The organism is Alphaproteobacteria bacterium, from assembly GCA_017308135.1.
Lineage (GTDB): Bacteria > Pseudomonadota > Alphaproteobacteria > CACIAM-22H2 > CACIAM-22H2 > Tagaea.
This window is the reverse complement of sequence record JAFKFM010000010.1, coordinates 441,371-461,764: the sequence shown is the minus strand read 5'-3', so window position 1 is coordinate 461,764 and position 20,394 is coordinate 441,371. Positions and strand designations below refer to the sequence as shown.

Here is a 20,394-nt window from a genome sequence, read left to right as displayed (position 1 = left end):
TAAAATACATCTCGATTCGACATTAGAAATTAGCATTTAGTTATTGATATAAAACATATAAATAAAACTCGTCAGGACTAACATGTTAGCCTTGACATCATGCGTCTTGTCACAAATGATCGGCGGCACAGACAAACCAATCTCGTCGGGGGAAACACCATGCGCTATCTCGCCGCCGCGACGCTTCTCGCGTTCGCCATGGGCACGGCCGCCGCTACGGCCGCCGAAACCATCCGCATCTTCGCCAACTCCGCCCACCAAGACGCCTTCACCGGCCGTCCGGGTGCGACCGAAGGCAATCTTCAGGTCGCGTTCGAGAAGGAAACCGGCATCAAGGTCGTGTGGGACACCGTCCCCTGGCCGCAGATGCGCCAGAACTTCCAGCGCGCGATGGCCTCGTCCTCGGGCGCCTATGACGTCGTGATGGTCATCAACGACTGGGCGACCGAGGATACGCTCGCCAAGCTGCTGCCGCTCGAAAGCCTGTCGCCCGCGATCGACGACAAGGACGACATCTTCAAGCCGATGCGCGACATGTTCACGCTCAAAGGCCAGCTCGTCGGCCTGCCGATCCGCTCCAACCCGCAGATCGTGCATTTCAACAAAACGATCTTCACCGAGAAGGGTGTCGCCGAACCGCGCAGCTTCGCCGAATTGATGGATGCGGCCCTGAAGGTCGCGGGCAAGCGCGCCGATGGCGCCAGCGTCTACGGGTTCGGCCTGAAGGTCGCGGCCGACGACGACATGACGCTGGTGTTCAAGGCCTTCGGCGGCGACGTGCTGACCAAGGACTATCGCGTGCTGATCAACAGCCCGCAAAACGCCGCGACGCTGCAAAAGATGAAGCAGCTTTACGACGGCGGCGGCTTGGCGCCGAACTTCGCCACGACCGATACGGTCGCAACGCAAAACCTGATGCGCGAAGGCCTGCTCGGCTTCGTGCTGTTCGGCGACAACTACTATAACCGCTTCAACGATCCGCGCAGCTCGCGCGTCGCGGGCCAGGTCGGGTTCTTCCCGATCCCCGGCGCCCCGGGTGCCGCGGGCCCCGCGAAGGTCGCGTTCTGGGCCGTCGCCCTGCCCGCCAACGGCCCCGCCGCGAACCGCGGCGCCGCATGGCGCTTCGCGCAGTATTATTCGTCGAAGGCCGCGCAGGTGCAGATGGCGATCAACGGCAACGGTCCGGCCCGCCGCTCGACGCTGGAGAACGAGCGCTTCAAGGCCGACGCGCCTTACGCCGCGGCTTCCGCCGTCGCGCTTGCGAATGCGGTCGAAATCTTCCCCGCGTTCGACGGCACGCCGCAGGTCCAGGCCGTGGTGGCGGAAGAAACGGTGCTGGCGATCACCGGCCGCAAGCCGATCGCCGAAGCCCTGAAGACCGCCGAAGCGCGCATCACGGCGATCGTCGCCGAGAAGCGTCCCGCCCGCTAACGCAACGGTTAGGAACGGCCGCGCCATGTCCGACTATAAAATCGCCCAGGCGGGACTGAAGACCCGCGAGATCGACGTCCTCGTCCTGGGCGGGGGCATGGCCGGCTGTTTCGCCGCGATGGCGGCACGGCGCGACGGCGCCTCCGTCGTGCTGGTGGAGCCGACCAACGCGCTCGGCGGCCAGGGTACCGCCGGCGGTGTCGCCGGGTTCTGCGGCGACAGCGAACGCGTCAACGATCTGTTCGCCGAACTGATCGCAAGACTGCGCAAGAGCGGCCGGATCGATCCCTATGATCCCAACGACGATCGCCGCGCTTACGATCTGGAGATCTGCGCCTTCTATCTCCAGGAAATGGTCGCCGAAAAGGGCGTGGAAGTCTGGCTCCACGCCCGCGCGATCGACGCGCAAGCCGCCAACGGCCATGTCGAGAAGGTGCTGGTGTCTTGCGGCGCCACGCTGGTCGAGGTGCGCCCGCGTGTGGTGATCGATGCGACCGGCAACGCCACTATCCCCGATATGATCGGGCTCGAGACGCTGCATCTGGGCCCGCGCAAGCAATTGCCGATGAGCCTTTATTTCACGCTGTGGGACACCCATAGGCCGGTCACGCCGTTCCTGCCGGATTCCTGCCCGCGCTTCGACAACGACGACAATCTGCCGATGACATCGCTGCATTGCTTCGCCGACGGGCGCGTCGAAGTGAAAATGAAAGTCGTCGGCTTCGACGCCGCCGATGGGTTCAGCCTGTCGCAGGCCGAAATCCATGCCCGCCGCCAAATGATGGGCTTGATCTATTATCTGCAAACGCGCGGCTATCGCGGCCGCCATGGCGCCTTCGGCGGCAAGCCGCTGGCCACGCACGTCCTCGCTTCCGTCTCGCGCAATATCGGCCAGCGTGAAGGCCGCCGCGTCGTCGGGCGCTACACGATCACCGATGACGATGCGCGCACGTCGCTGCTGCGCGACGACGCGATCGCGGTCGGCACCTATCACCTCGATTATCACTGGACGGATACCGAGAAGCGCGCGGGTACCGGCATCACCGATATGGTCGAGCCCTATCACATCCCGCTGGCCGCGCTGATCCCGGCGGGATCGGACAATATCTTGTGCCCCGGCCGTTCGGTCTCGGGCGAGCAATTGGCGATGAGCTCCTACCGGGTCATGGCGACCTGCGCGCAGACCGGCTACGGCGCCGGTATCGCCGCCGCATTGGCCGCGCGTAGCGGGAAATCGCTAACCGAAATCGACACGGGCACGCTGCGCGAGCGTATCGTCGCCGGCAAGCAATCGCTCGATCTCGCCGATTACGGGGATTATTTGCGCTGCCTGCGCTTCAGCGACGAAGCATTGCCGCTGCCCGCGCAAAGCGTTCCGCAAGGCGCCAACGCGCCGCGTCGCGATCTCGCTTTGGCGCAAACGCGCGACGGCAATTTCGTCGTGGCGCGTTTGACGACGCCGGCGCGCATCGAGCTTGCCCTGCGCCGCCGCACGAAGTGGAAAAGCTGGGCGGCGCTGACCAGCGACACGCCCCTCGCCGCCATGCATCTTGGTGCGGATCTGCGCATCGCCGCCCAAACGATCGATGGCGCCTGGGGCACGCTGGAAGCCGTACTTCCGCCGCGTGATGCGCAAGCCGCGTCGCCGATCGCCGCCAAGTTCGTGCCCGGCCAAATGACGCAGACCGCCGCGCCGGAATTTCCCGATGCCGTCACGCTCTCCGGATTCCAGCGATTGACGGCGGCGCATTGCACGTTGAACGACGGCGAATCGATCCGCCTTGCCTTCTTGGCGGACGGGCTTGTCGCCCTCGCCCGGCAGCGGGGTGCATTGCTGCTGGCCCGTATCGCGGACCAAGCCGATTTGTCGTCGGAACCCGCCTGCTTCGCCACATCGGTCGGTGTGGCGATCGTTTATCGCCTGGCCAATGGATCGACGCGTTTCTGGGAAGGCCCGATCGAGCGCTTCGCCATTCCGCAGGCGCCGCAGCCGACCGCCGCCGACCTCAAAGGCCGGCCTTATAAAGATCATCTGATCCTCGCCGCCTCGTGATCAAAGCACCGTCCAAAGCCTTGCACGCGTGGGCGCTGGTCGCCCCGCTTTACGCCCTGCTCGCCGCGATCGTGGCGTTGCCGGAGATCGTGGCACTGGCGCTGAGCTTCACCGATTACTCGATCGGCCGCGATCCGCGCTGGATCGGCGAAGTGAATTACATGCGCACGCTGGGCTCCGCCTCGTTCTGGGCGGCGGCCTTGCGCACGCTGATCTTCGTCGCCATCGCCGTGGTGCTCGAGGCCGCGGTCGGCTTGCTGCTCGCCTGCCTGCTGATCCGCCGCATTCCGATGCGCGGGCTTGCCATCGCCTGCCTGATCGCGCCCATCGCGATGAGCCACGCAGTCACGGCGACGATCTGGGCCTATCTGCTCGACTTCAATGTCGGCCCGGTGAACTACGTCACCAATCTGATGGGCTTGGGCCGTATCCCGTGGCTCACCGAGGCGGGCACGGCACTGATCGTCGTGGCACTGATCGAGTTCTGGGCGGGCATGCCGCATGTGCTGGTCATGCTCTATCCCGTGCGCGCCGCCTTCCCGCGCGAGATCTACGAGGCGGGCGAGATCGACGGCGCCACGCCGTTCCAGCGTTTCCGTTATCTGACCTGGCCGATGATCCGGCCCGCATTTTTGATCGCCGTCGTGTTCCGCATCATCATCACCTTCCGTGCTTTCGGCGTGGTGTGGATCCTGACCAAAGGCGGTCCGGTGGACGCGTCGGAAATCCTGTCCGTGCATCTCTACAAGATCGGTTTCGTTTATTGGGAGTTCGGCCGCGCCGCATCGATCGCATGGTTGATGTTGCTGCTGACCGCCGTGGTGTCGTCCTGGGCGATGGTGCGGCTCTATCGCGAATCCTTCGCCCCGAAGGAAGCCGCATGAACGACCAAGCCGAACGCGCCACGCCGTGGCAGCTCGCGACGATCGCCTTCTTCGTGTTGCTGGCGATCTTCCCGATCATCGTGGTCGCGGTGTCGTCGTTCAAGCTGCCGCGCGACATCTTCTCCTACAAGCCGATCGTGATCTTCGAACCCACGTTCGGCAATTACACCGATCTGTTCCGCAACTGGCCGAAATTCACGGACGGCTTGATCAACTCGCTTGCCGTGACGATCGGCTCGATCGCCCTCGTTCTCGCCGTGTCGCTGCCCGCCGCTTGGGCCTTTTCGCGAATGTCCCAGCATGGCGGGGTCGGCAAATCGGCGATGTCGCTCTTTGCCATGAAGATGCTGCCGCCCTTGGTCATCACCGTGCCGCTGTTTCCGATCTTCAGCGCGATCGGCCTCGACGATTCGAAACTTGGCCTGATTCTCGTCTACGCGGCGATGGAGTTCAGTTTGGCCGTCCTGCTGCTGAAAACCATGATCGACGGCATCCCGCGCGAGTTGGAGGAAGCCGCGTTGATCGATGGCTGCACCGGAATCCAGGCGTTCCGGCGCGTGACCTTGCCGCTGCTGCTGCCCGGCATCGTCACGGTCGCGATCTTCACGACGCTGTTCGTGTGGAACGATTACCTATTCGCATTGGTGCTGACGACCGCGCGCTCGGTCACCGCCCCCGTCGTGCTCGCCGACATGCTGGCGAGTATCGGCGAAGGCCGTTCGACCTGGGGCGAGGTTTTCGCCGCCGCGACGGTCCAGCTGCTGCCCGTGCTAATCTTCACCTTCATCGTCCAGCGCAAGATGATGTCGAACGGTGCCGCCGGAGGCCTCAAAGGATGAGCGAGACGCTCGATATTCACGCGCGGCCGCCCTTGCAGCGCGAGCGCGGCTACGACGCGTTCGAGACCGGGCTGATGGAAGGCGCGATCCAGTCCGGCCAGTTCCTGAGCCAGCGCGAGATCGGGGCGCTGACCAATCTGCCCGAACGCGCGACGCGCGAATTGATCGCGCAATTGATCGGCGAAGGCCTGTTGGAGACGGCGCGCCAGCGCGGCTTCAAAGTCGCCAGCGTCGACGTGTCGCTGATCCGCAACGCGTTCCAGCTGCGCCGCTTCGTCGAATGCGGTGCCGTGATGGAGTTTTGCACGAGCGCTTCCGACGACGAACTCGCCGCCCATCGACGCGCGCATGAAGCCGTGCTGGCCGAGGTGACGCCCCAGCCAGACGCCGCGTTCCGCGAGCGCTATTACGCCGTCGATCGCGAGCTTCACGCGGCGATCATCGCCGCCTTGCGCAATCCGCTGATCGAGAACGCCTACCGCGTCAACGCGCTGAAGATCCGCCTGATCCGCCGCACGCAAGTGCGGCCCGAACGCTTCATGGCGCTGACGATCCGCGAGCATCTCGCCATCGTCGCGGCTTGCGCGCGGCGCGATCGCTACGCCGCCGCCGACGCGATGGGTGTGCATATCGACAACACGATGCGCCGCGTGATGGGGCTCGACTGACATGACGGCGCGGTCCTGGTTCGTCACCGGCGGGACCAGCGGCATCGGCCGCGCCTTGGTCGATGCGGCGATCGCGAACGGCGAACGCGCGACCTTCACCGGCCGCAATGTCGGCGCGCCGCCGAGCCCGAACGCGCGGGCGCTGCCGCTCGACCTCGCCGATCCCGCCGCCGTCGCGGCGATGGCGCCGCATCTGGCCGATATCGACGTTTTGGTGAACTGCGCGGGCCAGGGCTTGCTCGGTTCGATCGAGGAAGCGAGCGAGGCCGAAACCGCGCGGCTGTTCGAGATCAATTTCTTCGCCGGTTTGCGTTTGATCCGCGCCGCCTTGCCGCATATGCGCGCGCGCCAAAGTGGCTGGATCGTCAATATCGGTTCCATCGCCGCACGCAAGGGTCCGGCGGGTTCGGGGCTTTACGCCGCGACCAAGGCGGCGTTGCGCGCGATGTCCGACGCGCTGGCCGAGGAAGTGCGTCCCTTCGGCATCCGGGTGATGGTCGTCGAGCCCGGCGCGTTCCGGACCGCGATCGCGGGATCCGGCCGGGTGGAAGCGGCACAGCGCTTACCGATCTACGACGCGACATCCGGCAAACGACGCGACACGGTGCGCGCGATCGACGGCACACAAGCGGGCGATCCCGTCCGCGCGGCCGAGGCGATCCGTGCGGCAATGCTGGCGGAAACGCCGCCGGCGTGCTTGGTGCTCGGCGCGCAGGCCCATACGCGCGCGGTTACGGTCGCGAAAGATGCGCTCGACGAACTTCGGCGCTGGGAAGCGGTGGCCCGCGGCGCGGATTTCCCGCCCGACGGTCATTGACTTGGCTATAAGCGAAACCTAGAGTTCACGGTAGCACTGTGCCGCCGGTCCCCGCGTGTCGGGGCGACGCGAACCGCCTTCGCGCGGTTCCCAACGGCCAAGCTGCGGTTCATCCATAATCGGCCCGGGAGACCGGCGCGCGGCGTCGCCGTATACGGCCGTCGGCGTCGTTTGGGCCATAACAACGGGAGCCAAAGAATGATCTCGACCGATCGCCGTAGTTTATTGATGGGCACCGCCGCTTTGGCCGCCGGCGCGCTGGCGCCGCGTTTCGCCGCCGCGCAAAGCCCCGCCCCGCTTGCCCCGCAACCGGGTGCTTGGCGCAAATTCGAAATGACCACGGCGTTGAAGATCGACGCCAAAAACGGCCAGGCCCAGGCCTGGATTCCGCTGCCGAATTTTACGGCGCAGGATTGGTTCCGCCCCGAAGGCAGTACCTGGTCGGGCAATGCCAAGGCGACGACGGTTAAGAAAGACGCGAAATATGGCGCGGAGTTCCTACATGTCGAGTGGGATCCGGCGGAGCGCGCCCCGGTCGTTGAGGTCGTCAGCCGTTTCTCGACGCGCGATCGCGCGATCGACCTCGCCAAGCCCACGAACGTGACGCAACTCACGACCGAAGAGCGCACGCTGAACCTCTCGGCGACCGAGTTGATCGCGACAGACGGCATCGTCAAGACGACCGCCGATCGCATCACCGCGGGCAAGACGACCGATATCGCGAAGGCCGAAGCGATCTATCAATGGATCGTCGAGAACACGGCGCGCAATCCGGCGACGCGCGGCTGCGGCGTCGGCAACATCAAGAACATGCTGGAGATCGGCGACCTCACCGGTAAATGCGCCGATTTGAACGCGTTGTTCGTCGGCCTCGCCCGCGCTTCGGGTCTGCCCGCGCGCGACGTCTATGGTCTGCGCGTGGCGCCGTCGGCCTTCGGCTATCGCAGCCTCGGGGCGGGTTCTGCCAACATCACCCGCGCCCAGCATTGCCGTGCCGAAGTGTGGCTGGACGGTTTCGGCTGGACGCCCGTGGACCCCGCCGACGTGCGCAAGGTGATCCTGGAGGAACCGCCGGGCAAGCTCGCCATCGACAACGCGGTCGTCGTTTCCGCGCGCAAGGCGCTGTTCGGCGCGTGGGAGATGAACTGGGCCGCCTATAACGTCGCGCATGACGTGGCGTTGCCCGGTTCCAAGGGGCCGAAGGTCGAATTCCTGATGTATCCGCAGGCCGAACTCGCCGGCGAACGTTTGGATTGCCTCGATCCCGACGCCTTCGCCTATACGATCACCTCGAAGCCGATCACGGCCTGACAAGCGTTATGACCGGCGATCGTCCCATCTATTTGGACAATAATGGGACGACGCCGGTCGCTGACGACGTCCTCGCGGCGATGCTGCCCTATTTGCGCGACGAATACGGCAACGCGTCGTCGACGACCGATCTGGGCCGCCGCGCCAAGGCCGCCATCGACAAGGCGCGCGAGCAGGTCGCCGCACTGATCGATGCCGATCCCGCCGATATCGTTTTCACCAGCGGCGGCACGGAAGCGAGCAATCACGCGATTCATGGCTTCGCGGAGATCGCACCGCCCGCACGGCGCAAGATCGTCACCTCCGTCGTCGAACATCCGGCGACGGAGAATGCCTGCAAGCGCCTGGAACGCGGCGGCTATAGCGTCGTCCGCTTGCCCGTGAATCGCGACGGCGTGGTCGATCTTTCCGTCGCCGCGCGCGAAATCGACGATACGACAGCGCTGGTCACGATCATCCATGCGCAGAACGAGATCGGCACGCTCGAACCCGTCGGCGAACTCGCCGCACTGGCGTCGAAGTTCAGAATTCCCGTCCACGCCGACGCGTCGCAATCGCTCGGCAAGGTTCCCGTTTCCGTGCGGCAATGGCGCGTCGATGCGCTGACCATCGCGGGCCACAAGCTGTACGCGCCCAAGGGCATCGGCGCGCTCTATCTGCGTCGCGTGCTGAACGTGCCCAATCTGTTCGACGGGGCCGGCCAGGAACAAGGCCGCCGCCCGGGTACGGAGAATGTCGCCTATATCGCCGGGCTGGGCGAAGCCTGCGCGATCGCCGCCAAGCGCCTCGCCGATGATTCCAAACGCCTGGAAGCGTTGCGCGAGCGGTTATGGACACGCCTATCGGCCGCCGTACCTGACTTAATTCGCGTCGCCGCCGGCGCGGCGACTTTGCCCAATACGCTGAACGTGCTGTTCCCCGATGCCGTGGGCAACGACATTCTGGCGCGCCTGCCCGATGTCTTCGCCTCGACGGGCTCCGCCTGCCATGCGGGCGACAGCAAACCGTCGAGCATCATTCTGGCTTTGGGCTATGCGCCCGATGTCGCGTTGGGCGCCGTGCGCTTGACGTCCGGCCGCTCGACGACCGAAGCGCAGATCGACGCGGCGGCCGATAAGCTCGCCGCCGCGTGGAAATCGTTACGCTAACGCGCCTTCGCAGAAGATCGCGACGTCGAGCGTATCGCGGCGGTTTACGCGCCCGATGATCGCGGCTTGCGCATAACCGGCGGCGTGCAGCAACCCGAGCGCTTGCTTCGCCGCCGCTTCGGGCACGGAGGCGAGCAACCCGCCCGAGGTTTGCGGATCGAGCAGCAGCGCTTCTTCGATCGCGTCGGGCAATGCGCCGTCCGCCTCCCGGCGCAGCATCCCGCCCTGCACGGCGTTCTGCGCCGTGAGGGTCGAGCGATAACCCGTTTTGGCGAGATCGAGCGCCCCCGGCAGCAACGGGATCGCGCCCAGATCGAGGCGCACTTCCAAACGGCCGGGACGCAGCATCTCCATCAAATGCCCGGCGAGACCGAAACCGGTCACGTCGGTCATGGCATTGGCGATAGGGCCGAGGATCGGCAGCGCGTCGGCATTCGAACGGCGCATCGCCTCGATCGCCGCCGTCGCGACCGAGGCGTGAACGGCGCCGCGCATATCGGCGGCCATGATCAGCCCCACGCCGATCGGCTTGGTCAGGATCAACACATCGCCCGCGACCAGGCCGGTCTTGGGCTTGAGCGCTTCGGGCGACGCGCGGCCCACAACCGATAGGCCGAAAGCCAACCCCTCGCCCTCGCCCGAATGGCCGCCGATCAACGCGATGCGTTGCGCATCGAGCACCTTGCGTGCACCCGCCAGCAACGCGACCAGATCGGATTCGACGATGCGGGGCGTGGCGCGCGGTACCGTCGCCAACGCCATAGCGCGCGTGGGGTCGCCGCCCATTGCCAGCACGTCGTTGATCGCATGGAGCGCCGCGATCTCGCCGAACATATAGGGATCGGCGATCATCGCCGATATCTGATCGATCGTTTCGATCTGCGCGATCCCCGGTGCGATCTCCGTCACCGCCGCGTCGTCGCCAAGCCCAACCAGAATTTTATCGCGCGGGCCAGGCGCCACAGGCAAACGCGACAAGGCGCGCGCCAACGGATCGGGGCCGATCTTGGCCGCACAACCCGCACAGCGCATGGCACTGCCCGACGCGATTTCCTCGGCCGAGGCGGGCCGCGCCATATTGCGCCCGAATTCGGCGAACATCGCCATGAAGCGACGATCGATCGAATCCTTCCAGCGCCACAGCCGCGCGCCCGCCCAGGCGAAATAGCGCCCGCGCCCCGCGATCGCCTTGCCGTCGCCGGTATTGAGCAGAACCAGAAAATCCGTCTGCGCCTTGTGCGCTTCCAGACTTTCGCCCGTCGCGCGGGCGCGGAGATTCTTCGCCAGGATCGGGCCTTGGCGCACGGCGAACACGCCGGCCTTTTCGCGCGGATCGTCTTCCCTTGTCGCGCAATCGCCGACGGCGAACACGTCGTCGCGACCCTCGACCTGCAAGGTCGGACCGATGGCGATCGAGCCATCCGGCGCCAGCTTCAGCCCCGTCTTGGCGAGCCAGGACGGGGCGCGTGCGGCGGTCGAGACGAGCACGAGATCGGCCTCGTGGAAACGCCCGTCATCGGCACGCACACCTGTCGCCGTCACTTCGATCGCCCGGAAGCCGCTGTGGAACGCGATCGCGTGTCTACGTAGCGCCAGCCTTGCGAGCAGGCGTACGCCCGTGTTGAGCGTGGGCATCAGCTTGGCGCCGCTGAGCAACGCGACTTCCGCATCCGCGATCCCGTCGCGCGCGAGGCGCGCCTTCAATGCGCAGGCAAGCTCGAACCCCGCCGCCCCGCCGCCGACAATGGCGAAACGCTTGGGGCGCGGATTGGCGTGCAACGCCGCCTCAAATTTCGCCAGGAAGGTCGAGATCGGCTTGACGAGCAGCGCGTGCTCGGCGACCCCTTGAATGGCCGATACGTCCGGTGTGATCCCGACATCGATCGATAGCGTGTCGAAATTCAGCGCCGGGCGATCGGCAAAGGCGACACGCTTCTCGGCGAGGTCGAGCCCGGTCGCGGGCGCGTGGATCAACCGCGTGTTCGTGGCGCGCGCCAGGCGCCACAGATCGATATGAGTCTCGTCATGCGTGTAAGCGCCCGCGATATGGCCCGGCAACATGCCGGAATACGGCGTCAGCAAACGGTCGGTCACGAGCGTGAGCCGCATGCCTGCCGGCCGGTCCATGCCGAAAGCGGTCATGACTTGGACATGCGCATGGCCGCCGCCGACCAGGACGATATCGTGCCGGATGATTTCCGCGCGCTGGATCATCCGTCGGTCCGATCCTTGTAGCTTTCGGCGTCGATCCAATCCTTGAAGGCCGTCTGCACCGCCTTGCCGGTGACGAGGCCGTCGCGCCAATTCGGGATCGACGGCCGGACGATCAGCATCCAGCCTTTGCCGAACGCGTCGAGGTTCAGGAATTTCGGTCGGTTGTCGAGCTCGGGATTGGCGGCCACGACGATGCCGGGAAACGCGGCGCGCGCCGCCCCCACCCATTTGCCGCATTCGATCGTAGCGAAAGAGCGGTTTTTCTCGAAATCGCGGCCCACGCGCTTGGGCGTAAAGACCAGCACGTCGCCCGCCAGCGAGATCGAAATCGGCGTGAACCCGGCGCGCAACGTGCCGTCGCCCAGATCCTCGTACCAGATCTGGTTGTCGACGTCGTAATGGAGATGTTCGGGATATTCGATGCCGTCGATCGTCGCCATGGCGCGATCCTAATACGTCAATACGCGCCCGTCGCCCTCCATGATCTGCTCGATCATGGCGGCGGCCCCCATTACGCCTTCGCATTCGGGGATCAGATCGTCTTTGGTGACGCCGAACAGTTCCAGATTGGCCGGGCACGCCCAGAATTTCACGCCGTGCCCATGCGCCTCGCGGATCCAATCGAGCACCGAACGCGGAGAGTCGGGCCGCGTGCGGAGCTTCTCCGCAACACCCTTCAGCAGCAGTTTGCCGGCCGTCGCCGTGCACACGACGTCGACCTTGTAGTCCATCGCGGCGGCGACCGACGCGTGATAGAACGGCGCCCCGAGTTCTTCCGGATTGCGCGGGTCGGTGTTCATCAACACGATCAGGAGGCGGCGCATGACGCCTCCGTCCCGAACACGAACACATCCGTGCCGATCTCGCCGCGATACGTCGCGTCGATCGCCGCGTTCTCCGCATCGGTCAGATCGCCGGGTGCGGCATCTCTATTCAATGCCGCGCAGAGCGCATCCGCGACCGCTTCCAAGATCGCGTCCATCGGCGGCAGCGGCGTCAGGAACTCCGACAGCGACGCGACGCGCACGGGGCCGGGCATCACCAGACTTTTGGCGAAAGCCTCGCGATCGAGCGTGGCGACCAGCGTGCCCTGAAGCATCAAGCGCGCGCCCGCGACGAGACCGCTGGAACCCGAAATCTTCTCGCCGCCCACGCGCACGTCGTGCGGCGATACGTAGTCAGCGCGCACACCCAGTTGCGTGACGGCGGAGGTGATCGCCTTGCCCACGGTCGCCGCAAAGACTTTCGGGTCGCGCCCATCGACAAATAAGTCCCAGGCGAGAATGCCGGGATCCATATAGACGGCCCCGCCGCCTGTCACGCGCCGCGCGATTTCCCACGGGCCCTTGCGCGCGGCATCGGCGAATTTCTGACCGTTGCCGAGCAATACGCAAGGCACATAGCGATGGAAGCGCAGCAGGCCTTCGTCGCCGCTTTCGGCAAGGGCGGCACTCGCCGCGACATTCCAGCGCGAGGGCCGCACGCCGGTATCGACGATGCGCAAGACTCGGCGCATCAAGCTTCCTCAATTTTGAGGCGCCGTCCCCATTTGTCGAAGAAATTGCCTTCGTTGAGCACGAGGCGATCTTCGTCGATGCGCATCTCCAGCGCGCGCAATTGCAAACGCGCGGTCGGATTGTCGAGCGGGCCGCCGCCGTCGCGCGCGGTCACCGGGAAGAACGACGCACCCGACCAATCCGCGCCCGCACCGGCGAACATCACGACGATGTCGTTCCACTCGATCTCGTCGCCGATGACATTGAAATAGGTCGAACACAGCGGCGTGACCGCCTTAGCGTCGATATCGACCAGCACGATCAGCGCGGTGAATTCGCCCGTCTCGGCGAATTCCTGCTTGATCCAGGCTTCGAAATCATTGGCCTTGGATTTCGCCTTAGTAGTCGACACGCGGCGTCTCCGGCATGTTGTTCGCGAACAATTCCCAGAACGACGAGCCGAAGCGCGCTTCGTACCACGCCTCGAACTTGGCGAGTTCGGCTTGGGTCGCTTCGTCGTCGCCAGAGCGCAAAGCCTGCGCGACCGGCACGAAAGCGTCCAGCGCTTCCTTGCGCCCGCCGGCCGCGTTCGGCGCCCAGTCCAAGCGATCGGCGAGCGACAGGCGCGCACTCTCCCCCGCCTGTTCGTCATGCTCGACGGCGCGCACCACGTCGGCGATGCGGGTCATCAGATTGAGGCGCCGGAACGCGTGGCTGCGCGCGGTTTCGAGGGCGGCGATCTTCGCCGCCGCTTCGCGCCGATACGCGTCTTCACCTTTCGAAGCGGCCTCGGCCGCTTGGCGCAACGATGCGAGATAAATGCTCATCGTGCGCCCCCGGAATCTGGCGGAAGAGAATGGGAGTCGAACCCACCTAGGACCGGCTCGCGGCCCCACCCGGGTTTGAAGCCCGGACGCCCCACCGGGGACGAGTCTCTTCCGATTTTAAGCACGTTGGACTTGCCTTCTTCTTGCCCCAGCTTGCGGAACAGATCAAGCCGATGCGGGTTGGGCCGGCGCAAATCGCCCTTGCGCAGGGTAACGCCGTGCCGGTCGAAGAATTCGAGGATTTGGATCGCGACCTTGCGGCCGTTGTCGAGCCGGTCGCGCAATTGCGCGGCGGTGAAATTCGCGTCTTTGGCCTTGGCTGAGATGTCGACGCAGATATCGACCATTTCCGACACGGTTTCGCGCGGGAAGAAATGGTCGTGCGCGATCTCGTCGACCTTGCCCATGCGGCCGAGCAGTTTCAGCAACCGGCGCACTTCGGTTTCCTGGACGATCAGCAAACCGGCGATATCGCGCACGCGCGGCGGACGGAAGCGTTCCGTGCCGGTCAACAAGGGCGCCATCAAGGCCCAGAGCTTTTCGTCGCTCGCCGTCAGCTTGCCTTCGTGCGTCGCCAAGCGCACCCAAGCGCCGTCGAGCGAAATCTCGCCCGCCTTCGCCATCGCGCGCAATGCGGTCAGGAAGAACGGCGCCGCAAGCTTGATTTCCATCTGCATGCGCAAACGTTCGAGCCCGATCCCCGGCAGATCGGGATTGTCTTTGTGATAGCTCTCGAGCGCGCGGCGGATATCCTCGCGCAGCTTGGTCCAATTCGGCGCCGAGATCGCGATTTCGCCGCCCGAGGCCGTAAAGCGGACGACGCCCAAAGTCCGGGCGATCGCGTCGGCGTTATCGGCGGTGAGAACGCGGTCGCGCGCGAAGGCGCCGAAATCGACGTTATAGGGCGGCAGTTCCAGCAACGCGGCAAGCGCCTTGGCCGGATCGCCGAGCGCCAGCGCATCGAGCTGGGCGCGGCGTTCGGGCGTGCGGCGTTTGCGCGCCGGTGCGCGCAGATCCAGGAATCGTCCACCGCCGATCGTGCGCTGTGCCGAGACGTCGCGGATAACGAAGCGATCGCCGACGGCGGCCGCGATCTTCGCCTCGAGCACGAGCTGCACAGGCGCCGTCTTGCCCGGCGCCACATCCGCGTCGTCGAGCAGCACGATACGCGCGGGCACCGAGATCGAGGCGTGATGCAAACGCACCGGCATCCATTGGCCGACGGGTTTGGGCTCGCCGCGCATCACGGTCAACTCGGCGTCGATGCGGTCGGTCGGCGCATGCAACACGCCGTCGAGCACCACGTCGCCGCGCGATATCGCGTCCTTGGAAATATCCGATCCCGTCAGGCCAAGCGCGCAACGATCGCCCGCGCGGCCTTCCTCCGCCGCACGGTTCTGGGCGTGGATCGAGCGCACGCGTGCGGTCAGGCCCGCCGGGCTGACGACGACCGCGTCGCCGATGTTGACCCGCCCCGACAATACCGTGCCGGTCACGACCGTCCCCGCCCCGGCGAGCGCGAAGCAGCGATCGACGGCGAGGCGGAAGCGTCCATCGTCGGGCCGGCGCGGGATCGCGGTCGAGGCGTCGAACAGCGCCGCCTTCAATTCGGCGATCCCTTGCCCGGTGATCGACGACACGGGATGGATCGCAGCGCCCGCGAGCAACGTATCGGCGAGCACGTTCTCGATCTCGCGCGTCACTTCCGCCACGCGATCCTCGGCGACGGCGTCGATCTTGGTCAGTGCGACCAGACCGCGCTTGATGCCGAGCAATTCGACGATGGCGAGATGCTCGCGCGTTTGCGGCATGATGCCGTCATCGGCCGCGACGACCAGCACGACGAAATCGATGCCGCTCGCCCCGGCCAGCATCGTGTGGACGAGCTTCTCGTGGCCGGGCACGTCGACGAAGCCGACGATCTGCCCGTCGGGGGCCGGCAAATAGGCGAAGCCCAGCTCGATCGAAATGCCGCGCGTCTTCTCTTCCTTGAGACGGTCGGTATCGACGCCGGTGAGCGTGCGCACCAGCGAGGTCTTGCCGTGATCGATATGCCCCGCGGTGCCGACGATCATGGCGTCACCGCCGCTTGCGCGGCCGGAAGGAACGGCTCGGCGAGTTTGCTGCCATTGGCGGCGGCGCGCGTGAGCCACGCCAAAGCTTCGGCGGGATCGCGCGCGACACCCGCCCCCAGATGCAAGGCCGCCCCATACATCGCCTGCCCATCGGCGTCGCCACGCGACGCGGCCTCGCGCCACCAATGCGCGGCCACGACCGGGTTCCGCTCGACGCCCAGCGCGTTGTGATGGATCATGCCGATACGCGTCATCGCCGAGGCGACACCCTGCTCCGCCGCCTTCTTCGCCCAGCGCAAGGCTTCGACCGGATCGGTCGGCAAATCCTCGCCTTCGAGCAGCAGCCAGGACAGCATGTCCTGGGCGAGCGCGTCGCCCGCCTCGGCCGATTTGCGATAGAGATCGGCGGCCTGCGCCACATCGATGGGCACGAGTTCGCCCCGGAACAGCAGCGTGGCGAGATTGCGCTGCCCGATCGGGTCGCCCGATTGCGCCGAAAGTTCCAGCCATTTGCGCGCCAGTTCGCCGTCGCGTTCCACGCCCATGCCTTCGGCGAAACAAGCGCCGATATTGTTTTGGGCGCGTGCGACACCGGCATGGGCGAGCGGTCCCCAGATCGCGAGCGCGGTCTGGTAATCCTCGCGATCGGCGGCATCGCGCGCGCGCGCCATCTCCGCCTGAATGTCGAGGGCGGCACTCATGGCAAGGCGAGCTTCGCGAAATTGGCGAGGAAGGCGGGCTCGTCCTCCAGGCAACGGCAATCGAGAATGAGCGCGCCGTCTTCCAACCGGCCGATCACGGGGACCGGCAGCTCACGCAAGGCCGTGGCCAGCGCATCGAGCGGCCGGCCCTTGATCGACAGCCCCGCACTTTTCAAGACCGAGAGCGGCATGGCGCCGGAGCCGACCTGGCTTTCGCATTGGATTGGTACGACGGCGAAACGCGCACCCAACACATCGCCGATCGGGCCGGCGATACGCGCGGCGACCGCTTCGATCTCCGCCACCGGGCGCGCGATCAAACGCATCGTCGGCAGACGTTCGGCGAGCTTCTCGGGATTGAGATACAGCCGCAGCGTCGCTTCCAACGCGGCGAGGCGCATCTTATCGACGCGCAAGGCGCGCTTCATCGGGTTGCGGTTGATCTTCTCGATCAGCGCCTTCTTGCCGACGATGAAACCGGTCTGCGGCCCGCCGAGCAGCTTGTCGCCCGAGAAGGTGACCAGATCCGCCCCTTCCGCGACCGCCTCGGCAACCGTCGGCTCGTGCGCAAGCCCGTAGCCGTCGAGATCGATCAGCGTGCCCGAGCCCAGATCGTTGAGCATCGGAAGGCCATGCGCATGGGCGATCTCGGCCACTTCGCGGGGCGGCACTTCCTTGACGAAACCTTGGATGCGGTAGTTGGACGTATGCACCTTCATCAGCAGCGCCGTGCGCTCGCCGATGGCGCCCGCGTAATCCTTCGCATGCGTGCGGTTGGTCGTGCCGATTTCGACCAGCGTCGTGCCCGCGCGCGCCATGATGTCCGGCATGCGGAACGCGCCGCCGATTTCGATCAATTCGCCGCGCGAGACGATGGTTTCCTTACCGGCGCCGATCGCGTTGAGGCAGAGCAGCACGGCGGCGGCGTTGTTGTTCACGACGGTCGCGTCTTCCGCGCCCGTCAGCTTGCAGAGGAGTTCGCGCACGATATCGTCGCGCTCGCCGCGCTTGCCGGTCGCTATGTCGTATTCGAGCGCCACGGCAGAGCGCATCGCGTTCGTTGCCGCTTCGATCGCCGCTTCGGCCAGCAAGGCGCGGCCGAGATTGGTGTGCAGGATCGTGCCGGTGAGGTTATGCACCGCGCGCAACCGCGGCCGGTCGGCCTTGTCGAGCAATGCCGACGCCGCAACGGCCGCCTCGGCCGCCGAAGCGCCCGCACCCTTCGCGCGGAATTCGGCGATGGCCGCCCGCAGCGCATCGACCAGCGCCGTGCGCCCGTGCTTGGCGAGGGCCGCCGCGGCCTCGGGCGCTTTCAGCGCCTCGTCCACCGACGGAAGCCGGCGTCGGGGGGAAATGCCGGTGTCCTCGGGGGCCATGTCAGTAGCCGAACAGGAAGGGATTCACGGCGCCGCGCCGTCGACCTTCTTCGCGCATCAAGATATCGAGGGCGAGCGAGGCCACGTCGTCGGCGACCGGATCGACGTCGGGGTGCTTGATCTGCTGCAGCGCCTTCACATAGCCGCCGCAGGACGTGCAGCTTTCCGCCTTCACCGCGCCGCCGGAGCCGTCGACCTCGTGATATTCGATCCCCTTGGTCTCGCCGCACAGCGTGCATTTGATGCGCACGTAGTTCCACTTCGTCGCGCAATGCGCGCAGACGCAGAACCGACTGCCGTGGGACCCTTGCCAGCCGACAACCATCGTCGAGACCGGCGGCCCGCCGCAGGACGGGCATGCACCCGGCCCGATTTCGACGAGCTTGTCGGCGTCGAGCGTCGCGGCGAGGCGCGCGAGATGCACCTGCAACGCGGCGGCGACGAAAATATGGTCGGCGAGGAATTCGACCTCCGCCGAATCCGCCAGCATGGAACGGGCGAGTTCCTCGCGCCGCGCATCGTCCGCCGCGGTCAGACGATCCAGCGCGTCGCGCGCGGCCTGCGGCATGTCGAGTTCGCCCGCCGCCGTCAGCAGCCGGGCGAAGGTCGCCTTGAACATGTCGTCGTAGACGAACGCGTTTCGGTCGAGCGGCGGCATGCCGAAGGATTCGGCACGCGCCAACGCCTCGGCGTTCGGCCGCGCGACGGCGGGCAGATCGCCGATCAGGGCGTTCTGTATATCCGCGATGCCGGCGAGGAAGAGAAGATACGGCCCGAGCTCGTGCCCGTCCGCCAAGGCCCGGAACCGCGCGGCCCGGGCGGCGAACAGAGCCGCCGGGTCCGGCAGTATCGCGAAAGGCGGTTTCGCCTCCTCCCCGATCGGTACCGAATCGTGAAGAGGATTGCCGCCTTTCGCCATTTCGAGCCCTCAAATTCGGGTCCCCGGGACCGGGGAACCCGTGCGCATACCATACTAGCGCGTGCGCGGGATTTTTCTACTTGCCCGCGCCCGTCGCCTTGCCGGCCACCAATTCGCGCAACCACTTGCGATGATGGCGCCACGCCCAGCCGCCGGTCACCGAGCCGCGCGTCATCGCGCGGATCGTGCCCTTGACCCAGATCGCCGCGTAAACATGGACGATCCAGACCGAGATGGCGGCGATCGCCGCCAGCGAGTGGACCAGGATGGCGTAACGCTTCTGGTCGATCGACGTGTATTGATAGAAATACTCGTCCCAAACCACGATGCCGCTGGTGATCAGGATCAAGATCAGCGCCGACATCGACCAGAAAACCAGCTTCTGACCGGCGTTGTACTTGCCGATCTCCGGCATGTTTTCTTCGTTGCCCGCCAGCACGTCGCGAAGTTTGGACATCCACACGTTATCGGTGCGGTTCCAAAGATTCGCGCGCCAGAAGCGGAAGAACAGGCCGAGGAAGCTGAAGAACAACACGACGCCGATCCACGGATGGACGGCGCGCGTCGTCTCCCCGCCGCCGAAGAAGGCGGTCAGGAAGAACAGGCTGGGATGGAACAGCGCGAGACCGGAAAGAGCGAGGAGCACAAGGCTCCCCGCCGTAATCCAGTGATTGACCCGCGCGCCCGCCGAGTAGCGTTGGACCGTCGACGATTTCTCGTTATGGGTCGTGCTCATTCGGCGGCATCCTTCAGTTTCTTCGCGTTCGCCTCGTCCTCTTCCGAGACCTCGTTGGGTCCGGCGACGACGTGGTGCATGAACCCGAACACGGCCATCAAGCCGAGCGCCGCCATGCCCGCGTATTTGACGGTTCCCTTCCACAGGCCGACGATCGGGCTGATCGCCGGATTGTTGGGAAGGTTCGCGTAAATCTGCGGCTTGTCGGCGTGATGCAGCACGTACAGCACATGCGTGCCGCCCACGCCCGGCGGGTCGTAGATGCCCGCGTTCTTGTAGCCGCGCGACTTGAGATCGGTCACGCGGCCCGCGGCGTGTTCGAGCATCGCTTCCTTGGTACCGAACACGATCGCCTGGGTCGGGCAGGATTTGGCGCAAGCCGGCGCCTGACCGACGGACACGCGATCGACGCAAAGCGTGCACTTATACGCCTTGCTGTCGGCCTTCGAGATACGCGGGATGTTGAACGGGCATCCCTTGATGCAGTAGCCGCAACCGATGCAGTTCTCGGAAACGAAATCGACGATCCCGTTCGAGTACTGAACGATAGCGCCCGGCGAGGGACAGGCTTTCAAGCAGCCCGGATCCTCGCAGTGCATGCAGCCGTCCTTGCGGATCAGCCATTCGAGGTTGTCGGTCTCCGGATTCACCCACTCGGTGAAACGCATCAGCGTCCAGGAGTTGGCGGTCAAATCGTGGGGGTTTTGGTATTGCCCCACGTTGACGCCGACGTCTTCGCGCAGATTGTTCCATTCGAGGCACGCCGCCTGGCACGCCTTGCACCCGATGCATTTGGATACATCGATGAGCTTGGCGACCTTGATCTGGTGACGCGCCGCGGGCGGGGTGAACGTCGTGGCCGACCGGCGGACGATGTCCTGGGATTGAAGCGTTGCCAT

The 20,394-nt window shown here is 65.6% G+C and carries 19 protein-coding genes, 1 tRNA gene and 1 pseudogene; 8 read left to right on the top strand and 13 right to left on the bottom strand.

The window, feature by feature from the left end; translation table 11 throughout:
- Nucleotides 1–159: 159 nt before the first annotated feature.
- The 8 genes from J0H39_19030 to J0H39_18995 all read left to right on the top strand — a co-directional run bounded on the left by J0H39_19030 (nucleotide 160) and on the right by J0H39_18995 (nucleotide 9,151).
- A complete protein-coding gene (locus tag J0H39_19030) occupies nucleotides 160–1,431 on the top strand; it encodes an extracellular solute-binding protein (GenBank protein MBN9498852.1) in 1,272 nt (423 codons plus the stop codon).
- Between the two features lie 25 nt (nucleotides 1,432–1,456).
- Nucleotides 1,457–3,484, top strand: a complete 2,028-nt coding sequence (locus tag J0H39_19025; GenBank protein ID MBN9498851.1) for an FAD-dependent oxidoreductase — start codon at nucleotides 1,457–1,459, stop codon at nucleotides 3,482–3,484.
- Nucleotides 3,481–4,368 (top strand): sugar ABC transporter permease, encoded by an 888-nt coding sequence (locus tag J0H39_19020; GenBank protein MBN9498850.1) that lies wholly within the window; start codon nucleotides 3,481–3,483, stop codon nucleotides 4,366–4,368. The genes J0H39_19025 and J0H39_19020 overlap by 4 nt, the downstream gene beginning before the upstream one ends.
- Complete coding sequence (locus J0H39_19015; protein MBN9498849.1) at nucleotides 4,365–5,207, top strand: carbohydrate ABC transporter permease; 843 nt, start codon at nucleotides 4,365–4,367, stop codon at nucleotides 5,205–5,207. Before J0H39_19020 ends, J0H39_19015 begins: the two co-directional genes overlap by 4 nt.
- Entirely contained in the window at nucleotides 5,204–5,875 is a 672-nt protein-coding gene (locus J0H39_19010; GenBank protein MBN9498848.1) for a GntR family transcriptional regulator, read from the top strand. The genes J0H39_19015 and J0H39_19010 overlap by 4 nt, the downstream gene beginning before the upstream one ends.
- Nucleotide 5,876: 1 nt before the next feature.
- Nucleotides 5,877–6,692, top strand: coding sequence for an SDR family NAD(P)-dependent oxidoreductase (locus J0H39_19005; GenBank protein MBN9498847.1), 816 nt, complete (start codon nucleotides 5,877–5,879; stop codon nucleotides 6,690–6,692).
- Nucleotides 6,693–6,890: 198 nt separating this feature from the next.
- Nucleotides 6,891–8,003 (top strand): transglutaminase domain-containing protein, encoded by a 1,113-nt coding sequence (locus J0H39_19000; protein ID MBN9498846.1) that lies wholly within the window; start codon nucleotides 6,891–6,893, stop codon nucleotides 8,001–8,003.
- 8 nt (nucleotides 8,004–8,011) lie between these two features.
- The gene (locus tag J0H39_18995) at nucleotides 8,012–9,151 is read left to right on the top strand and encodes a cysteine desulfurase (protein MBN9498845.1); all 1,140 of its coding nucleotides are present in this window, start codon (nucleotides 8,012–8,014) and stop codon (nucleotides 9,149–9,151) included.
- Here J0H39_18995 and selD read toward each other — a convergent pair.
- The 13 genes and pseudogenes from selD to fdxH all read right to left on the bottom strand — a co-directional run bounded on the left by selD (nucleotide 9,143) and on the right by fdxH (nucleotide 20,394).
- Complete coding sequence (gene selD, locus J0H39_18990; protein ID MBN9498844.1) at nucleotides 9,143–11,365, bottom strand: selenide, water dikinase SelD; 2,223 nt, start codon at nucleotides 11,363–11,365, stop codon at nucleotides 9,143–9,145. The genes J0H39_18995 and selD overlap by 9 nt on opposite strands.
- A complete protein-coding gene (locus J0H39_18985; GenBank protein MBN9498843.1) occupies nucleotides 11,362–11,805 on the bottom strand; it encodes a glycine cleavage system protein H in 444 nt (147 codons plus the stop codon). The genes selD and J0H39_18985 overlap by 4 nt, the downstream gene beginning before the upstream one ends.
- A 9-nt stretch (nucleotides 11,806–11,814) precedes the next feature.
- Nucleotides 11,815–12,189, bottom strand: a complete 375-nt coding sequence (locus tag J0H39_18980) for a DsrE/DsrF/DrsH-like family protein (GenBank protein ID MBN9498842.1) — start codon at nucleotides 12,187–12,189, stop codon at nucleotides 11,815–11,817.
- A complete protein-coding gene (locus J0H39_18975; GenBank protein ID MBN9498841.1) occupies nucleotides 12,174–12,881 on the bottom strand; it encodes a lipoate--protein ligase family protein in 708 nt (235 codons plus the stop codon). The genes J0H39_18980 and J0H39_18975 overlap by 16 nt, the downstream gene beginning before the upstream one ends.
- Nucleotides 12,881–13,273 (bottom strand): hypothetical protein, encoded by a 393-nt coding sequence (locus J0H39_18970; protein ID MBN9498840.1) that lies wholly within the window; start codon nucleotides 13,271–13,273, stop codon nucleotides 12,881–12,883. The genes J0H39_18975 and J0H39_18970 overlap by 1 nt, the downstream gene beginning before the upstream one ends.
- Nucleotides 13,260–13,688, bottom strand: coding sequence for a hypothetical protein (locus J0H39_18965; protein MBN9498839.1), 429 nt, complete (start codon nucleotides 13,686–13,688; stop codon nucleotides 13,260–13,262). The genes J0H39_18970 and J0H39_18965 overlap by 14 nt, the downstream gene beginning before the upstream one ends.
- A 17-nt stretch (nucleotides 13,689–13,705) precedes the next feature.
- Nucleotides 13,706–13,801, bottom strand: a tRNA-Sec gene (locus J0H39_18960).
- A gap of 42 nt (nucleotides 13,802–13,843) precedes the next feature.
- Nucleotides 13,844–15,763 (bottom strand): annotated as a pseudogene (gene selB / locus J0H39_18955) (selenocysteine-specific translation elongation factor).
- Complete coding sequence (locus J0H39_18950; GenBank protein MBN9498838.1) at nucleotides 15,760–16,464, bottom strand: sel1 repeat family protein; 705 nt, start codon at nucleotides 16,462–16,464, stop codon at nucleotides 15,760–15,762. Before J0H39_18950 ends, selB begins: the two are co-directional and overlap by 4 nt.
- The gene (locus J0H39_18945) at nucleotides 16,461–17,840 is read right to left on the bottom strand and encodes an L-seryl-tRNA(Sec) selenium transferase (GenBank protein ID MBN9498837.1); all 1,380 of its coding nucleotides are present in this window, start codon (nucleotides 17,838–17,840) and stop codon (nucleotides 16,461–16,463) included. The genes J0H39_18950 and J0H39_18945 overlap by 4 nt, the downstream gene beginning before the upstream one ends.
- A 1-nt stretch (nucleotide 17,841) precedes the next feature.
- Nucleotides 17,842–18,759, bottom strand: a complete 918-nt coding sequence (gene fdhE, locus J0H39_18940) for a formate dehydrogenase accessory protein FdhE (GenBank protein ID MBN9498836.1) — start codon at nucleotides 18,757–18,759, stop codon at nucleotides 17,842–17,844.
- Nucleotides 18,760–18,835: 76 nt separating this feature from the next.
- Nucleotides 18,836–19,495, bottom strand: a complete 660-nt coding sequence (locus J0H39_18935; GenBank protein MBN9498835.1) for a formate dehydrogenase subunit gamma — start codon at nucleotides 19,493–19,495, stop codon at nucleotides 18,836–18,838.
- Complete coding sequence (gene fdxH, locus J0H39_18930; protein MBN9498834.1) at nucleotides 19,492–20,394, bottom strand: formate dehydrogenase subunit beta; 903 nt, start codon at nucleotides 20,392–20,394, stop codon at nucleotides 19,492–19,494. Before fdxH ends, J0H39_18935 begins: the two co-directional genes overlap by 4 nt.

What these genes read in the sequence shown, in the direction of transcription:
- J0H39_19030 (MBN9498852.1), top strand. Translation starts at nt 160, where the DNA reads ATGCGCTATCTCGCCGCCGCGACGCTTCTCGCGTTCGCCATGGGCACG.
- J0H39_19025 (MBN9498851.1), top strand. Translation starts at nt 1,457, where the DNA reads ATGTCCGACTATAAAATCGCCCAGGCGGGACTGAAGACCCGCGAGATC.
- J0H39_19015 (MBN9498849.1), top strand. Translation starts at nt 4,365, where the DNA reads ATGAACGACCAAGCCGAACGCGCCACGCCGTGGCAGCTCGCGACGATC.
- J0H39_19010 (MBN9498848.1), top strand. Translation starts at nt 5,204, where the DNA reads ATGAGCGAGACGCTCGATATTCACGCGCGGCCGCCCTTGCAGCGCGAG.
- J0H39_19005 (MBN9498847.1), top strand. Translation starts at nt 5,877, where the DNA reads ATGACGGCGCGGTCCTGGTTCGTCACCGGCGGGACCAGCGGCATCGGC.
- J0H39_19000 (MBN9498846.1), top strand. Translation starts at nt 6,891, where the DNA reads ATGATCTCGACCGATCGCCGTAGTTTATTGATGGGCACCGCCGCTTTG.
- J0H39_18995 (MBN9498845.1), top strand. Translation starts at nt 8,012, where the DNA reads ATGACCGGCGATCGTCCCATCTATTTGGACAATAATGGGACGACGCCG.
- selD (MBN9498844.1), bottom strand. Translation starts at nt 11,365, where the DNA reads ATGATCCAGCGCGCGGAAATCATCCGGCACGATATCGTCCTGGTCGGC.
- J0H39_18985 (MBN9498843.1), bottom strand. Translation starts at nt 11,805, where the DNA reads ATGGCGACGATCGACGGCATCGAATATCCCGAACATCTCCATTACGAC.
- J0H39_18980 (MBN9498842.1), bottom strand. Translation starts at nt 12,189, where the DNA reads ATGCGCCGCCTCCTGATCGTGTTGATGAACACCGACCCGCGCAATCCG.
- J0H39_18975 (MBN9498841.1), bottom strand. Translation starts at nt 12,881, where the DNA reads ATGCGCCGAGTCTTGCGCATCGTCGATACCGGCGTGCGGCCCTCGCGC.
- J0H39_18965 (MBN9498839.1), bottom strand. Translation starts at nt 13,688, where the DNA reads ATGAGCATTTATCTCGCATCGTTGCGCCAAGCGGCCGAGGCCGCTTCG.
- J0H39_18950 (MBN9498838.1), bottom strand. Translation starts at nt 16,464, where the DNA reads ATGAGTGCCGCCCTCGACATTCAGGCGGAGATGGCGCGCGCGCGCGAT.
- J0H39_18945 (MBN9498837.1), bottom strand. Translation starts at nt 17,840, where the DNA reads ATGGCCCCCGAGGACACCGGCATTTCCCCCCGACGCCGGCTTCCGTCG.
- fdhE (MBN9498836.1), bottom strand. Translation starts at nt 18,759, where the DNA reads ATGGCGAAAGGCGGCAATCCTCTTCACGATTCGGTACCGATCGGGGAG.
- J0H39_18935 (MBN9498835.1), bottom strand. Translation starts at nt 19,495, where the DNA reads ATGAGCACGACCCATAACGAGAAATCGTCGACGGTCCAACGCTACTCG.
- fdxH (MBN9498834.1), bottom strand. Translation starts at nt 20,394, where the DNA reads ATGGCAACGCTTCAATCCCAGGACATCGTCCGCCGGTCGGCCACGACG.